Source organism: Amnibacterium endophyticum, from assembly GCF_042680685.1.
Taxonomy (GTDB): domain Bacteria; phylum Actinomycetota; class Actinomycetes; order Actinomycetales; family Microbacteriaceae; genus Amnibacterium; species Amnibacterium endophyticum.
On record NZ_JBHUEA010000007.1, the window covers coordinates 76,987 to 90,495 of the forward strand.

Annotated in this window: 12 protein-coding genes; 3 read left to right on the plus strand and 9 right to left on the minus strand. The window is 71.9% G+C overall.

Annotated elements, in window-relative coordinates:
- Positions 1 to 654 carry a 50S ribosomal protein L3 gene (gene rplC, locus ACFSBI_RS06295; RefSeq protein WP_377933132.1) on the minus strand — a complete coding sequence of 218 codons (654 nt, stop codon included), beginning with the start codon at positions 652 to 654 and terminating at the stop codon, positions 1 to 3.
- A gap of 14 nt (positions 655 to 668) precedes the next feature.
- On the minus strand, positions 669 to 977 hold the full coding sequence (rpsJ, locus tag ACFSBI_RS06300; protein WP_279713116.1) for a 30S ribosomal protein S10: 309 nt from the start codon (positions 975 to 977) through the stop codon (positions 669 to 671).
- Between the two features lie 604 nt (positions 978 to 1,581).
- Here rpsJ and ACFSBI_RS06305 point away from each other — a divergent pair.
- On the plus strand, positions 1,582 to 2,511 hold the full coding sequence (locus ACFSBI_RS06305) for a hypothetical protein (protein WP_377933134.1): 930 nt from the start codon (positions 1,582 to 1,584) through the stop codon (positions 2,509 to 2,511).
- Positions 2,512 to 2,620: 109 nt separating this feature from the next.
- Positions 2,621 to 4,024, plus strand: a complete 1,404-nt coding sequence (locus ACFSBI_RS06310) for an aldehyde dehydrogenase family protein (RefSeq protein ID WP_377933136.1) — start codon at positions 2,621 to 2,623, stop codon at positions 4,022 to 4,024.
- A gap of 90 nt (positions 4,025 to 4,114) precedes the next feature.
- Here ACFSBI_RS06310 and add read toward each other — a convergent pair whose 3' ends face one another.
- From add to ACFSBI_RS06325, 3 genes are all read right to left on the minus strand, one after another.
- Entirely contained in the window at positions 4,115 to 5,113 is a 999-nt protein-coding gene (gene add / locus ACFSBI_RS06315) for an adenosine deaminase (protein ID WP_377933138.1), read from the minus strand.
- 7 nt (positions 5,114 to 5,120) lie between these two features.
- Entirely contained in the window at positions 5,121 to 6,206 is a 1,086-nt protein-coding gene (locus tag ACFSBI_RS06320) for a DNA topoisomerase IB (protein WP_377933140.1), read from the minus strand.
- A gap of 103 nt (positions 6,207 to 6,309) precedes the next feature.
- A complete protein-coding gene (locus ACFSBI_RS06325; protein WP_377933142.1) occupies positions 6,310 to 6,834 on the minus strand; it encodes a MarR family winged helix-turn-helix transcriptional regulator in 525 nt (174 codons plus the stop codon).
- A gap of 103 nt (positions 6,835 to 6,937) precedes the next feature.
- On the opposite strand from ACFSBI_RS06325, the gene ACFSBI_RS06330 reads away from it, so the two are divergent.
- A complete protein-coding gene (locus tag ACFSBI_RS06330; protein WP_377933143.1) occupies positions 6,938 to 7,870 on the plus strand; it encodes an NADP-dependent oxidoreductase in 933 nt (310 codons plus the stop codon).
- Between the two features lie 25 nt (positions 7,871 to 7,895).
- Here the strand turns inward: ACFSBI_RS06330 and ACFSBI_RS06335 are convergent, their stop codons facing one another.
- The 4 genes from ACFSBI_RS06335 to fusA all read right to left on the minus strand — a co-directional run bounded on the left by ACFSBI_RS06335 (position 7,896) and on the right by fusA (position 13,507).
- A complete protein-coding gene (locus ACFSBI_RS06335) occupies positions 7,896 to 8,081 on the minus strand; it encodes a hypothetical protein (RefSeq protein ID WP_377933145.1) in 186 nt (61 codons plus the stop codon).
- Positions 8,082 to 8,109: 28 nt separating this feature from the next.
- Complete coding sequence (locus ACFSBI_RS06340) at positions 8,110 to 9,675, minus strand: Mur ligase family protein (protein WP_377933147.1); 1,566 nt, start codon at positions 9,673 to 9,675, stop codon at positions 8,110 to 8,112.
- 125 nt (positions 9,676 to 9,800) lie between these two features.
- Positions 9,801 to 10,994 (minus strand): elongation factor Tu, encoded by a 1,194-nt coding sequence (tuf, locus tag ACFSBI_RS06345; protein ID WP_377933148.1) that lies wholly within the window; start codon positions 10,992 to 10,994, stop codon positions 9,801 to 9,803.
- A 395-nt stretch (positions 10,995 to 11,389) separates the two neighbouring features.
- On the minus strand, positions 11,390 to 13,507 hold the full coding sequence (gene fusA / locus ACFSBI_RS06350; protein WP_377933150.1) for an elongation factor G: 2,118 nt from the start codon (positions 13,505 to 13,507) through the stop codon (positions 11,390 to 11,392).
- Positions 13,508 to 13,509 lie beyond the last annotated feature (2 nt).

Here is a 13,509-nt window from a genome sequence, read left to right on the forward strand (position 1 = left end):
TCAGTTCCCCTTCACGGCGTCGCGGACGAAGACGAGCCGGCCGCGGGCGCCGGGGACGGCGCCCTTGACCAGCAGGAGGCCGCGCTCGGCGTCGACCGAGTGGACCGTCAGGCCGAGCACGGTGACGCGCTCGTTGCCCATGCGGCCGGCCATGCGCATGCCCTTGAAGACGCGCGACGGCGTCGAGGAGGCGCCGATCGAGCCGGGCTTGCGGTGGTTGCGGTGCGAGCCGTGGCTGGCCGAGACGCCCTTGAAGTTGTGGCGCTTCATGACACCGGCGGTGCCCTTGCCCTTGCTGGTGCCGACGACGTCGACCTTCTTGCCGGCCTCGAACACGTCGACGGCGAGCTCCTGGCCGAGCGAGTACTCGGCGGCGTTCGCGGTGCGCACCTCGGTGAGGTGGCGGCGCGGGGTGACGCCGGCGGCGGAGAAGTGGCCGGCGGTGGGCTTGTCGGCCTTGCGCGGGTCGATGGCGCCGGCGGCGATCTGGACGGCCTCGTAGCCGTCCTTCTCCGCGGTGCGGATCTGGGTGACGACGTTCGGGGTCACCTGGATGACGGTGACCGGGACCAGGCGGTTGCCCTCGCCCCAGACCTGCGTCATGCCGAGCTTGGTGCCGAGGAGGCCCGAGAACGTGCGGGTCGCGGTGGACATGTCGTTCCCCTTCCTCAGAGCTTGATCTCGATGTTGACGTCCGCCGGCAGGTCGAGCCGCATGAGCGAGTCGACGGCCTTCGGCGTCGGGTCGATGATGTCGATGAGCCGCTTGTGGGTGCGCATCTCGAAGTGCTCGCGGCTGTCCTTGTACTTGTGCGGCGAGCGGATGACGACGACCACGTTCTTCTCCGTGGGCAGCGGCACCGGGCCGACGACCTGGGCGCCCGCGCGGGTGACCGTGTCGACGATCTTCCGCGCGGAGCTGTCGAGCCCCGCGTGGTCGTACGACTTCAGTCGGATGCGGATCTTCTGTCCCGCCATGGATTCCTCGTTCCTTGCGCGCTCGCGCGCGCGAGCAAGTGGGTGGCCTTCCGGTCGAGCCGCTCCGCGCCTCCGGTGAAGGAGGGCGGCGCGATCCGCACCGCTGTTCTGCTGTGGGTGCCGGCGGCTCCGGTGCAGCGGGCGCACGGCATGCACGTCATGCGGATCCCGTCCGCCGCGCACCCGCGCGCTCGCACGACCTCGAGGGCCGATGGCGTGAGCGCCGAGCTGTTCTGCTGCCCGCGGCCCGACCCTGCGGTCGTGCACTGCCTGGCAGTGATCCGGGGCCGCGCACTCGGCGCACCACCCGAAATGTGGAACCCCGACATCTTGCCATGCCCCACAACGGGCTGCAACCCGGGCGTGTCGCGCTCGCGCGGTTCTCCCGCCACCTCGCGCGGTGGTTCGGCCTCCGCGCGGTGGGTGCACCCACCGCGCGGAGGCCGGAGTACCGCGCGGGTGAAGGCGGACGGCACGGAGGCGTGAGGGCGAGCACGCGGAGCATCGACGACACCGCTCCTCCCCAGGCGCGATCTCGCCGGATCCTCGTCTTGGGAGCGTGAGCGCCGTGCTCGGGGCCCGCGAGAGGGCCATCGTCCCCGGCATGAGCACCGATCACCTCTTCCGTCGATCCGAGCTGGAGGGAACCGGCCTCCGCCCTGAGCGCGATCCCTCCCTGTCCCGCGAGCGGAGGTCGGTCTACGCGTCGTCGGCCGACCTCGAGGAGGGCGCCACCGCGCGGTACCTGCGCAAGGTCCGCGCCTCGCACCTGACCTTGACCGGCGCGCACGTCTGCTCCCACGAGTCGGCTGCCGCGCTCCTCGGTCTGCCGATGCTCGGAGCCTGGCCGGACCGGGTCCACCTGATCGACGAGCGGAGGACCGGCGGCCGGTCGCAGCTCGACGTCGTTCGCCACTGCGTGGGGCTCGAGCACGTCGATCCCGTCGTCGTCGACGGGATGCTGGTCACGTCGCCGGCGCGGACGGCGTTCGACCTCGCGCTGAGCCGCCCCTTCGAGCTGGGGGTCGTCGTGGCCGACGCCGTGATCCGCGACTGGCCTGGCGCCGCGGAGGAGCTGCGGGCGCTCGCGGACGCGTACGGGCGGCGTCGGGGGTGGCAGAGGCTCGGCCGCGTCCTCGCCTTCATGGACGCCCGCAGCGGTTCCGCGGGAGAGTCCCTCAGCCGCTGCCGCATCGACGCGCTGGGCTTCATCCGGCCTGAGCTGCAGGTGCCGATCACGACCGACGGCCGCACGGAGTTCGGCGACTTCGGCTGGGAGGAGGTGCTCGGCCTCGGGGAGTTCGACGGCGAGGTGAAGTACAGGCTGGACCGGTACCGGCAAGGGGGCAGCGTCGAGGACGTCGTGATCCGCGAGAAGAGCCGCGAGAACCGGCTGCGACGGCAGCGGCCCCGGTTCGCCCGCTGGGACTGGACCGACCTCCTGCGGGACCGGCTGGAGTCGATCCTGGTCGCTGCGGGCATCCCGAAGCGCTCTCGCGGCGCACGTCGACCCGTGCCGGTCGGCACGCGTTGATCCCACGACGCGGTGGCACGACCCGTACGCGGTGGGTGGACCCACCGCGCGATGGTGCGGGTACCGCGCGAGCGGGGCGGTGCTCAGGTCGGAGCGGGAGGCTGCCGGGATGAGCGCGGAGCAGGCCGAGGACCTCGTCGAGCAGCGGGTCGGGGAGGTGGTCGATCGGCTCCGGGCGACGCATCGCCGCGGCGTGACGAAGCCGCTCGCCTGGCGGCACGCGCAGCTCGACGCGCTGGCGGCGCTGCTGCTCGAGCAGCGGGACACCCTCTACGCGGCGCTGAAGGCGGACCTCGGCAAGTCCGCGGACGAGTCCCTCGTCACCGAGGTCGGGCTGCTGCAGCGCGAGGTCGCGCACACCCGGAGGCGCCTGAGGGGCTGGCTGCGCCCCTCCCCCGCCGTCGTCCCGCTCCCGGTGCAGCCGGGCACGGCCGCCACCGTGCTCGAGCCGCTCGGCGTCACGCTGATCATCGCGCCGTGGAACTACCCGCTGCTGCTCGCGCTCAGCCCGCTGATCGGCGCGATCGCGGCCGGCGACGCCGCGGTCGTGAAGCCGAGCGAGCTCGCGCCCGCGACCTCCCGCACGATCGCGGACCTGCTGCCGCGGTACCTCGACGCCCGTGCCTTCGCCGTGGTGCAGGGCGACGCGGAGACGACCTCCGCACTGCTCGAGCAGCGCTTCGACCTCGTCTTCTACACCGGCGGCGAGCACGTCGCCCGGATCGTCATGCGGGCCGCCGCGGAGCACCTGACCCCCGTGGTGCTCGAGCTGGGCGGCAAGTGCCCGGTCTACGTCGACGAGTCGGCGGACCTCGACGTCGCGGCGGACCGGATCGCCTGGGGCAAGTGGATGAACGCGGGCCAGACCTGCGTGGCGCCCGACCACGTGCTCGCGACCCGGCGCACCGCGGAGGCGCTCGCGCCGAGGCTCGCCGCCGCGGCCCGCCGCATGTTCGGCGACGACCCGCTGCGGAACGACGCCTACTGCCGGATCGTCAGCGAGCGGCACTTCGACCGCCTGCACGGCCTGCTCGACCCCGCGAAGACGGCGTCCGGCGGCGGAGCGGATCGGCCCGCGCTCCGCATCGAGCCGACCGTGCTGACGCGGGTCGGCGACGCCGACCCCGTGATGCAGCAGGAGGTCTTCGGCCCGATCCTGCCGATCGTCGAGGTCGCGAGCGAGCGCGAGGCGATCGAGCGCGTGGCGGACGGCCCGAAGCCGCTCGCGCTCTACGTCTTCACGAGGCGCTCGTCGCGCCGCGCCTGGACCACCGGGACGAGCAGCGGCTCCATCGGCTTCGGCGTGCCGCTGCTGCAGCTGGCGGTGCCGGGCATCCCCTTCGGCGGGGTCGGCGCGTCGGGGATGGGCGCGTACCACGGGCGCCGCAGCCTCACGGCCTTCAGCCACGAGAAGGCGCTGCTGACGAAACCGACCCGGCCGGACACGGTGCGGCTGCTGTCGCCGCCGTTCACCGAGCTGAAGCGGCGCGTGCTCGCGCGGTTCACCGGGTAGCGGGCCGCGGGCGGGGGTGGTCTCGAGGCTCGCTGGGCTCGCACCTCGACCGGCGGCGAGCCACCGCTGCGCGGACGGAGCGGCCGGGTGTCAGGCGTCGGCGGCGGCGGCGGCGTAGGCCTCGAGCTCGGCGAGGAAGGCGTCGCGGCGGAACGGCGCCAGCCACGACACCGCGAAGGCGTTGCGCTGCAGCTGCACCAGCTCGTCCGGCGTCAGCCCGGCGGCACGGGTGAGGGCGACGAGGTTCTCCGCGACGTACCCGCCGAAGTAGGCCGGGTCGTCGGAGGCGACGGTGACGCGGACGCCGGACCGCAGCAGCGACGCGATCTCCGTCGCCTTCATGTCGTCGGTGACGAAGCCGTTCGAGATCGGGCAGCAGGTCAGGCCGATGCCCCTCTCCCGCAGCAGGTCGACGAGATCGGGCGCCTCCACGACGTTCGTGCCGTGGTCCACGCGGTCGACCTCGATCTCCGTGAGCGCCGTGCGGATGTTCTCGATCGAGCCGGGCTGATCGATGTCGCAGTGCATCGTGAGCAGGAAGCCCTCCGCGCGGGCCCGGGCGAAGACCGCCGCGAACTTCTGCGGCGGGTTGTCCCGCTCGTCGCTGTCGAGGCCGACGCCGACGATCCAGTCGCGGTACGGCAGCGCCTCCATCAGCGTCGACATCGCGTGCTCGGCGGACAGGTCCCGCAGGAAGCAGAGGATCAGGTCCGCGTGCACCCCCAGCTCGCGCTCCGCCCGGACGATCGCCCGGCGGTAGCCCGCGACGACGGTCGGGAACGGGACGCCGCGGCCGGTGTGCGCCTGCGGGTCGAAGAACAGCTCCGCGTGGCGGACCCGCTGCGCGGCGGCCCGCTCCAGGTAGCCCCAGGCGAGGTCGAAGAAGTCCTGCTCGGTGACGAGCGCCCGCATCGCCGGGTAGTACTGCGCGAGGAAGCTCGTGAGGTCGGTGAACCCGCCCTCGGGCAGGGGCACGTCGACGCCGTTGCGCTCGGCGAGCCGGATCAGCAGATCGCGCTCGAGCGTGCCCTCCAGGTGCACGTGCAGCTCGGCCTTGGGCATGTCCGCGACGAAGCGCTCGAGATCCATGGCCCGATCATGCCGGTTCGGATGTTTCGTCCGCGGGTCGGAGCTCGTCGGCGGCCTCCTCGAGCACCTCGCCGTCGTCGGGCTCGCTGAGCGGCTCGTCCGGCGACTCGAACAGCAGCGACCGCACCTCGGCCTCGGCGGAGGCGACGCGGGCCGGGTCGATCGTCTCCCCCGCGCGGTACCGGTCGACGACGCGCGGGTCGACGTAGCTCGCCTTCGCGACCGTCGGCGTGTTCGACAGATCCTCCGCGGCGTCGCGCATCGCCTGCGCGATGGCCCGCTTCTGCGCGCCCTTCTTCTGCTCCGGCCCGTGCTTCGCGAGGCTCACCGCCGCGCTGACGGTCCCGCGCAGCGTCCGGAAGTCCTTCGCGGAGAACTTGCCGTGGAGCCGCTTGCGCACGTACTTGTTCACGTCCGACGGGGACAGCGTGTGCCAGTGCCCGTCCTGCTCGTACGCGAGCAGCCGCTCCCCGTCCCCGCGGCCCTGCAGCTCGCGCACCAGGGCGGCGAGGTCCGCGTCGCGCATCGTCGAGTCCCACACCTTGTGGCTCTTCGCCGGGAAGCAGAGCCGGACCGAGTCGCCGTCGACCGTCGCGTGCTCGCAGTGCAGCGTGGTCAGCCCGTAGCTGCCGTTCTCCTCCTCGTACACGCTCGACCCGATGCGGAGGCCGCCGAGGTCGAGCATGCGGAAGGCGCCGGCGAGCACACGACGCCGCGTCAGCCCCTCGTCCCGCAGATGCCGGCGCACCGTGCCGCGCGCGCCCGGCAGCGACTCGGCGAGCAGCAGCATGCGCGCGTACTTGCGCTTGTCGTTCCGCTCGCGCCAGGTCGGGTGGTAGATGTACTGCTTCCGACTGGCGGCGTCGTAGCCGACCGCCTGGATGTGCCCGTTGTCGTACGGCGCGATCCACACGTCGGTCCAGGCCGGCGGGATGCCGAGCGCGTCGAAGCGCCCCCGCAGCTCACGGTCCGTGACGGTCGAGCCGTCCGGCGCCTTGTAGCTGTAGCCCTTGCCGCTCCTGACCCGGTGGTACCCCTTGCCGAGGGGGTTGCTCTTGCGCAGGCGGACCTTCTCGGCGACGGGTGCGGGCATGCGGGGAGTGTAGAAGCGCTCGGCTGGAGCCCAGGTGCTCCTCAGTCCGTGCCGAGGCGACGCGCAGCAGAGGCGGGCTCCCGGGCACGGACGCGCGTCGGGCTCAGCCGTCCGCCCCGTCCGATCGACGTGCGCCCGCGCCACGACGAGGGGCCGCCGAACGCGGCGGCTGCCGGTGCATGTGTGCACGCACCCGACCGAGGACGTCGGCCAGCGCGCGGACGTCCTGATCCGACATCGGATCGAGCAGCAGACGCTGCAGGGCCTCGAGGTGCCCGGGGAAGACGGCGGCCAGCCGGGCACGCCCCGCCTCCGTGATCGTCACCATCGTGCTGCGCTCGTCGTCCTCCGCGGGCCCGCGGGCGACGAGACCGGCCCGCTCGAGCAGCCCGGCCTGGTAGGTGATGCCGCTCCTCGAGTAGACGACGCCGTCGGCGAGGTCCGTCATCCGGGCGCGGCCGTCGGGGCGGTCGCCCAGCGTCGCCAGCAGCTGGAACTGGACGTAGCTGAGCGAGCCGGCGTCGCGCAGCTGCTGCTCGATCGCGTGGCGCAGGAGGCTGCTCACCTCGATCAGCGCGAAGTAGGCCTTGAGCCGGACCGGGTCGATCCCCGGGGCGCCGTCCGTCATCTGCGCAGCCTAGCCGTGGATCAGGCGCTTGCTTCGAATTCAAACGAGGTGTATCGTCCGTCAAGCACTTCGATTTCGAAGCATCAGTGGAGAGGACGACATCATGAAGGCAGTGCGGTTCGAGCGGACGGGAGGACCCGAGGTCCTCCAGGTCGTCGAGATCCCGGTCCCGGCGCCGACGGCCGGGACGGTGCGGCTGCGGGTCGCCGCGTCCGCCTACAACGCGGCGGACGCGGGGATGCGGGCGGGGAATCTGCCCATCCCGGTCGTGCTGCCCCACGTGCCGGGCTACGACGTCTCGGGCGTCGTCGACGCCGTCGGCGAGGGCGTCGACGGCCTGTCGGTCGGCGACGAGGTCGTCGGCTTCCTGCCGATGGAGCGCGACGGCGGTGCCGCCGAGCAGGTGATCGCCCCCGCGGACGCGGTCGTGCGCGCACCCGTGTCCATCGCGCTGCCCGACGCCGCGGCCCTCCCCTCGGTCGCGCTGACCGCCTGGCAGGCCCTCTTCGACCTCGGCCGCCTGCGCGCCGGGCAGCGGGTGCTCGTCGTCGGGGCCGGCGGCGTCGTGGGCAAGTACGCCGTCCGGCTGGCGAAGCGCGCCGGGGCCGACGTCGTCGCGACGGCCAGCCCGCGCAGCGCCGACGCCGTGCGGGCCGCGGGCGCCGACGTCGTCGTCGACCACACCCGCCAGGACCTGCTCGGGACGGTCGAGGGGCAGGTGGACCTGGTGCTGAACCTCGCGCCGCTCGAGCCCGAGCGCTTCGCCGCGCTGGTCCCCCTCGTCCGCGACGGCGGCGCCGTGGTGAGCACGACCGCCTGGATCCCGACGCCGGGCGATCCCGATCGCGGCGTGCGCGCAGAGACGGTCTTCGTGCTGCCGGACCGGGACCGGCTGCAGGAGCTCGTCCGGCTCGTCGACGCCGCCGAGCTCCAGGTCGAGGTGACCCGCCGGATCCGGCTCGACGAGCTGCCGGCGCTGCACGCCGAAGCCGCGGAGCGCGGGATCGCGGGCAAGGTCGTCGTCCTGCCGGCGTGACGCCCGCCCCCGAGGGGCTGCGGCGTCAGATCCGGCGCAGCCCCTTCTCGGCGGCCGCCCGCGCCTTCTCGACCGTGCTCGCGTGCTTGCTGCCGGTCGCGCGGTTCGCCGCGTCCGCCGCCCTGCCGAGGGCCGCCCGGCTCATCCGCTGCCCGCGCTCCGAGCGCAGGAACCGACGGATGATCGGCAGGACGGCGAGCAGGCGGCGCATCCGCCGACCATAGCCGCGGCCGTGCGGGTCAGCGCTGGAGGTCGCGCGACTCCGCGGCCTCGTACCCCGCCTCGCGGAGCGCGGCGCGGGCCTCCCGGCGCGCGGAGTAGTCGGTGCGCACGCCGCGGATGTCCCGGTAGTTCTGGTGGCCGGGTCCCGCCCAGAGGATGGCGTCGCCGGGCTCGACCAGCGAGACGGCGAGCCGGATGGCCTTCTCCGGCTGCCCCTCCTCGTAGAGCGGGTGGTCGGGCGCGACCTCCCGCGCCGCTGCGAGGAGGGTCGCGCGGATGCTCGCCGGGTCCTCGAAGCGCGGGTGGTGGTCGGTGATCACGAGCACGTCGCTGCCCTCGACCGCGGCGCGCGACATGTCGGCGCGCTTGGTCGCGTCGCGATCGCCGTCCGCGCCGAAGAGCATCAGCACCTTGCCCGGCGTCACGGCCCGCACGGCGGCGAGCGTCTCCTGGAACGCGTGCGGCGAGTGGCCGAAGTCGACGTACACGGCGGGAGCGCCGGCGCCGGAGACGAGCTCGGTGCGGCCGGGCAGGGTCACGGCCATGCCGCGCGGCCCCTCGACGGCTCGGCGGATCCGCTCGACGTCGTAGCCGGCCTCGAGCAGCATCACGATCGCGAGCCCGGCGTTCGCCGCCATGTGGGCGCCGAGCACCGGGATCCGGGTCTCGAACCGGAGTCCGCCCGGGCCGGTCAGCACGAAGGCGGTGTGCGCCTGGGTCTCCTCGACGACCACGACGTGCCAGTCGGCCTCACGGGCCTCTCCCTGGACGATCGTCGCCACCGGGACTCGGGCGTCGGCGACGACGCGGTCGCCCCACGCGGTATCGAGGGACACGACCGCGCGGGCCGTCCGGTCCGGCTGGAAGAGCACCGCCTTGGCCCGGTAGTACTCCTCCATGTCGGCGTAGTCGTCGAGATGGTCGTGGCTCAGGTTCGTGAAACCGGCCACGTCGAAGTGCACGCCGTCGAGCCGGTGCCGGCTGAGCCCCTGGGCGCTCACCTCGACCGCCGCGGCCTCGACGCCGGCCTCGCGCATGCGTGCGACCAGCGCGTGCAGCTCGGTCGCCTCCGGCGTCGTGAGCCCGGCGACGCGGCGCTCCTCCCCCACCCGGCGCTCGGCGGTGGAGCTGAGGCCGTTGGGCACGTCGAGCAGGTCCAGCAGGCCCGCCAGCAGGTGCACGGTCGAGGTCTTGCCGTTGGTGCCGGTGACGCCGAGCAGCAGCGGGTGGTCGTCGCGCGTGCCGTAGAGGGCCGCGGCGAGGTCGCCCAGGACGTTGCGGGGCTCGGCGGTCACGAGCACCGGGAGGCCCGCCGCTTCGGCGCGCTCACGCCCGGCCTCGTCCGTCAGGATCGCGGCAGCACCGGCGTCGGCCGCCTGCTGCGCGTAGTCGGCGCCGTGCCCCCGGACGCCCTGCAGCGCGACGAAGAGGTCGCCGGGCCGGACGGCGGCGGTACCGAGGCTGATGCCGGTGACCTCCGCGTCGCCCGCGTCGCCCTCGAAGCCGAAGCGCTCGGCGAGATCGGCGAGCCGCACGGGCGTCGGATGCTCGGGCAGGAACGGCGACGGCACAGGCGCTGGCATGACCGGCTCAGCCTACGCGGGCTTCATTTCGTAGGCAGTTCTGCCGCTCCGCGGGAGAACTGCCTACAAGATGCAGAAGGGGCCGGGTGCGTCAGCACCCGGCCCCCTCGGTCAGCAGCGAAGGACTACTTGATGATCTTCGTCACCGTGCCGGCGCCGACGGTGCGGCCGCCCTCGCGGATCGCGAAGCGCAGGCCCTCCTCCATGGCGACGGGCTGGATCAGCTCGACCGACATCTCCGTGGTGTCGCCGGGCATGACCATCTCGGTGCCCTCGGGCAGCGAGATGACGCCGGTGACGTCGGTGGTGCGGAAGTAGAACTGCGGGCGGTAGTTCGCGTAGAACGGGTTGTGACGCCCGCCCTCGTCCTTGGACAGGATGTACGCGTTCGCCTCGAACTGGGTGTGCGGCGTGACCGAGCCCGGCTTCACGACGACCTGGCCGCGCTCGACCTCCTCGCGCTTGGTGCCGCGGAGCAGCAGGCCGACGTTCTCGCCCGCGCGGGCCTCGTCGAGCAGCTTGCGGAACATCTCGACGCCGGTGACCGTGGTCTTGATGCTGGTCGGCTTGATGCCGACGATCTCGACCTCGGAGTTGACCTTGAGGACACCGCGCTCGACGCGGCCGGTGATGACCGTGCCGCGACCGGTGATGGTGAAGACGTCCTCGATCGGCATCAGGAACGGACGGTCGACGTCGCGCTCCGGCTCCGGCACGAACTCGTCGACCTTGTCCATCAGGTCCGCGACCGTGGCGCCCCACTTCTCGTCGCCCTCGAGCGCCTGCAGCGCCGAGACGCGGACGATCGGCGCGTCGTCACCGTCGAACTCCTGGCTGGAGAGGAGCTCGCGGACCTCGAGCTCGACGAGCTCCAGGATCTCCTCGTCGTCCACCACGTCGCTCTTGTTCAGCGCGACGACGATGTAGGGCACGCCGACCTGGCGGGCGAGCAGCACGTGCTCGCGCGTCTGCGGCATCGGGCCGTCGGTGGCGGAGACCACGAGGATCGCGCCGTCCATCTGGGCCGCGCCCGTGATCATGTTCTTGATGTAGTCCGCGTGGCCCGGGGCGTCCACGTGCGCGTAGTGGCGCTTCTCGGTCTGGTACTCGACGTGCGAGATGTTGATCGTGATGCCGCGCTGACGCTCCTCGGGAGCGTTGTCGATCTGGTCGAACGCGCTCGCGGTGTTGAGCGCCGGGTACTTGTCGTGCAGCACCTTGGTGATCGCTGCGGTGAGCGTCGTCTTGCCGTGGTCGACGTGCCCGATCGTTCCGATGTTCACGTGCGGCTTGGTGCGCTCGAACTTGGCCTTGGCCACTAGATGTCCTCCCTTAGGACGGTTGGTCGAGGTGTCCTACCTCGGTCGGACGGCCGCGCGATCGCGCGCCGAGGGACCGGGCAAGGTTACTCGCTTTGTTTTCGACTTGTTACAGGTGCCGTCTCCGCCGACAGCGATCGATCGGCGCCTGCCGGCTGAGGTGGTCTCGAGGCTCGCTGCGCTCGCACCTCGACCAGCGAGGGCGGACGGGCGAGCGCAGCGGGCCGGAGCCCGGAGCGGCAAGGGGCCGAAGGCCCCCGGCGCCTCATGGCGCCGAACGCTGCGGCGCGGCGGAGCCGCTTGCCGCCGGTCCGCGAGGCGGCCCCGGAGGGGTCGCCGAGCGGACCGGCTTGCAGCGGATCAGCACAGCGCGGACCGGCTTGCAGCGAGTGGAATCAGCCCTTGGTCTTCTGGACGATCTCCTCGGCGACCGCCTTCGGCACCTCGGCGTAGCTGCCGAACTGCATCGAGTAGACGGCGCGGCCCGAGGTCTTGGACCGCAGGTCGCCGACGTAGCCGAACATCTCCGACAGCGGCACCTGGGCGGTGACGACCTTGACGCCGGAGGCGTCCTCCATCGCCTGGATCTGCCCGCGGCGGCTGTTCAGGTCGCCGATGACGTCGCCCATGTACTCCTCGGGCGTGCGGACCTCGACGGCCATGACCGGCTCGAGCAGCACGGGCTGCGCCTTGCGGGCCGCCTCCTTGTAGGCCATCGACCCGGCGATCTTGAACGCCATCTCGGACGAGTCGACCTCGTGGTACGCGCCGTCGAGCAGCGTCGCCTTGACGCCGACCGTCGGGTAGCCGGCGAGCACGCCGACCTGCATCGCGTCCTGGATGCCCGCGTCGACCGAGGGGATGTACTCGCGCGGCACGCGACCGCCGGTCACCTTGTTCTCGAACTCGTACGAGGTCTCGGCGGTGACGTCGAGCGGCTCGAGCGCGATCTGCACCTTCGCGAACTGACCGGAGCCACCGGTCTGCTTCTTGTGGGTGTAGTCGAACTTCTCGACCGTGCGGCGGATCGTCTCGCGGTACGCCACCTGGGGCTTGCCGACGTTCGCCTCGACCTTGAACTCGCGCTTCATGCGGTCGACCAGGATGTCGAGGTGGAGCTCGCCCATCCCCTTGATGATGGTCTGGCCGGTCTCGACGTTCTGCTCGGTGCGGAACGTCGGGTCCTCCTCCGCGAGCTTCTGGATCGCGGTGCCCAGCTTGTCCTGGTCGCCCTTGGTCTTGGGCTCGATCGCGACCTCGATCACCGGCTCCGGGAAGGTCATGGACTCGAGGATGACCTGGTTCGCCGAGTCGGACAAGGTGTCGCCCGTGGTCGTGTTCTTCAGACCGATGACCGCGTAGATGTGGCCCGCGGTGACGAAGTCGACCGGGTTCTCCTTGTTCGCGTGCATCTGGAAGATCTTCCCGATGCGCTCCTTGTTGCCCTTCGTCGAGTTGACGACCTGGCCGCCGGACTCGAGCCGGCCGGAGTAGACGCGGATGTAGGTGAGGCGCCCGAAGAACGGGTGCGCCGCGATCTTGAAGGCGAGCGCGGAGAACGGCTCGGTCGAGTCGGCGTGCCGCTCGATGACCTTCTCCTCGTCGCGCACGTCGTGGCCCTCGACCGCCGGCACGTCGAGCGGGCTCGGCAGGTAGTCGACGACCGCGTCGAGCATCGGCTGGACGCCGCGGTTCTTGAACGCGGAGCCGCAGAACACCGGGTAGATCTCGGAGTTGATGACCATCTTGCGGACGGCCGCCTTGATCTCCTCGGGGGTGATCTCCTCGCCGCCGAAGAACTTCTCGAGCAGCGCGTCGTCGGTCTCGGCGACGGTCTCGAGCAGGGTCTGGCGGTACTCCTCCGCGCGCTCCTGCAGGTCCGCCGGGATCGGCTGGATCTCGTACTTCGCACCGAGGGTCACGTCGCCCTTGGCGTCGCCCGGCCAGACCAGGGCGCGCATGTAGACGAGGTCGATGACGCCGACGAAGTCGTTCTCGGAGCCGATCGGGATCTGCATCACGAGCGGCTTCGCGCCGAGGCGCTTCACGATCGTGTCGACGGTGAAGTAGAAGTCGGCGCCCAGCTTGTCCATCTTGTTGACGAAGCAGATGCGGGGCACGTCGTACTTGTCGGCCTGGCGCCAGACGGTCTCGGACTGGGGCTCGACGCCCTCCTTGCCGTCGAACACCGCGACCGCGCCGTCGAGGACGCGGAGGTTGCGCTCGACCTCGACCGTGAAGTCGACGTGGCCGGGGGTGTCGATGATGTTGAGCTGCGTGCCCTCCCAGAAGCAGGTCGTCGCGGCGGACGTGATCGTGATGCCGCGCTCCTGCTCCTGCGCCATCCAGTCCATCGTCGCGGCGCCGTCGTGCACCTCGCCGATCTTGTGGTTGATGCCGGTGTAGAAGAGGATCCGCTCGGTCGTCGTCGTCTTGCCGGCGTCAATGTGCGCCATGATGCCGAAGTTGCGGACCTTGCTGAGGTCGGTGAGGACGTCCTGGGCGACTGCCACGG

Excerpts from the sequence above, each read along its gene's own strand:
- rplC (WP_377933132.1), bottom strand. The coding sequence starts at position 654 with ATGTCCACCGCGACCCGCACGTTCTCGGGCCTCCTCGGCACCAAGCTC.
- rpsJ (WP_279713116.1), bottom strand. The coding sequence starts at position 977 with ATGGCGGGACAGAAGATCCGCATCCGACTGAAGTCGTACGACCACGCG.
- ACFSBI_RS06305 (WP_377933134.1), top strand. The coding sequence starts at position 1,582 with ATGAGCACCGATCACCTCTTCCGTCGATCCGAGCTGGAGGGAACCGGC.
- ACFSBI_RS06310 (WP_377933136.1), top strand. The coding sequence starts at position 2,621 with ATGAGCGCGGAGCAGGCCGAGGACCTCGTCGAGCAGCGGGTCGGGGAG.
- add (WP_377933138.1), bottom strand. The coding sequence starts at position 5,113 with ATGGATCTCGAGCGCTTCGTCGCGGACATGCCCAAGGCCGAGCTGCAC.
- ACFSBI_RS06320 (WP_377933140.1), bottom strand. The coding sequence starts at position 6,206 with ATGCCCGCACCCGTCGCCGAGAAGGTCCGCCTGCGCAAGAGCAACCCC.
- ACFSBI_RS06325 (WP_377933142.1), bottom strand. The coding sequence starts at position 6,834 with ATGACGGACGGCGCCCCGGGGATCGACCCGGTCCGGCTCAAGGCCTAC.
- ACFSBI_RS06330 (WP_377933143.1), top strand. The coding sequence starts at position 6,938 with ATGAAGGCAGTGCGGTTCGAGCGGACGGGAGGACCCGAGGTCCTCCAG.
- ACFSBI_RS06335 (WP_377933145.1), bottom strand. The coding sequence starts at position 8,081 with ATGCGCCGCCTGCTCGCCGTCCTGCCGATCATCCGTCGGTTCCTGCGC.
- ACFSBI_RS06340 (WP_377933147.1), bottom strand. The coding sequence starts at position 9,675 with ATGCCAGCGCCTGTGCCGTCGCCGTTCCTGCCCGAGCATCCGACGCCC.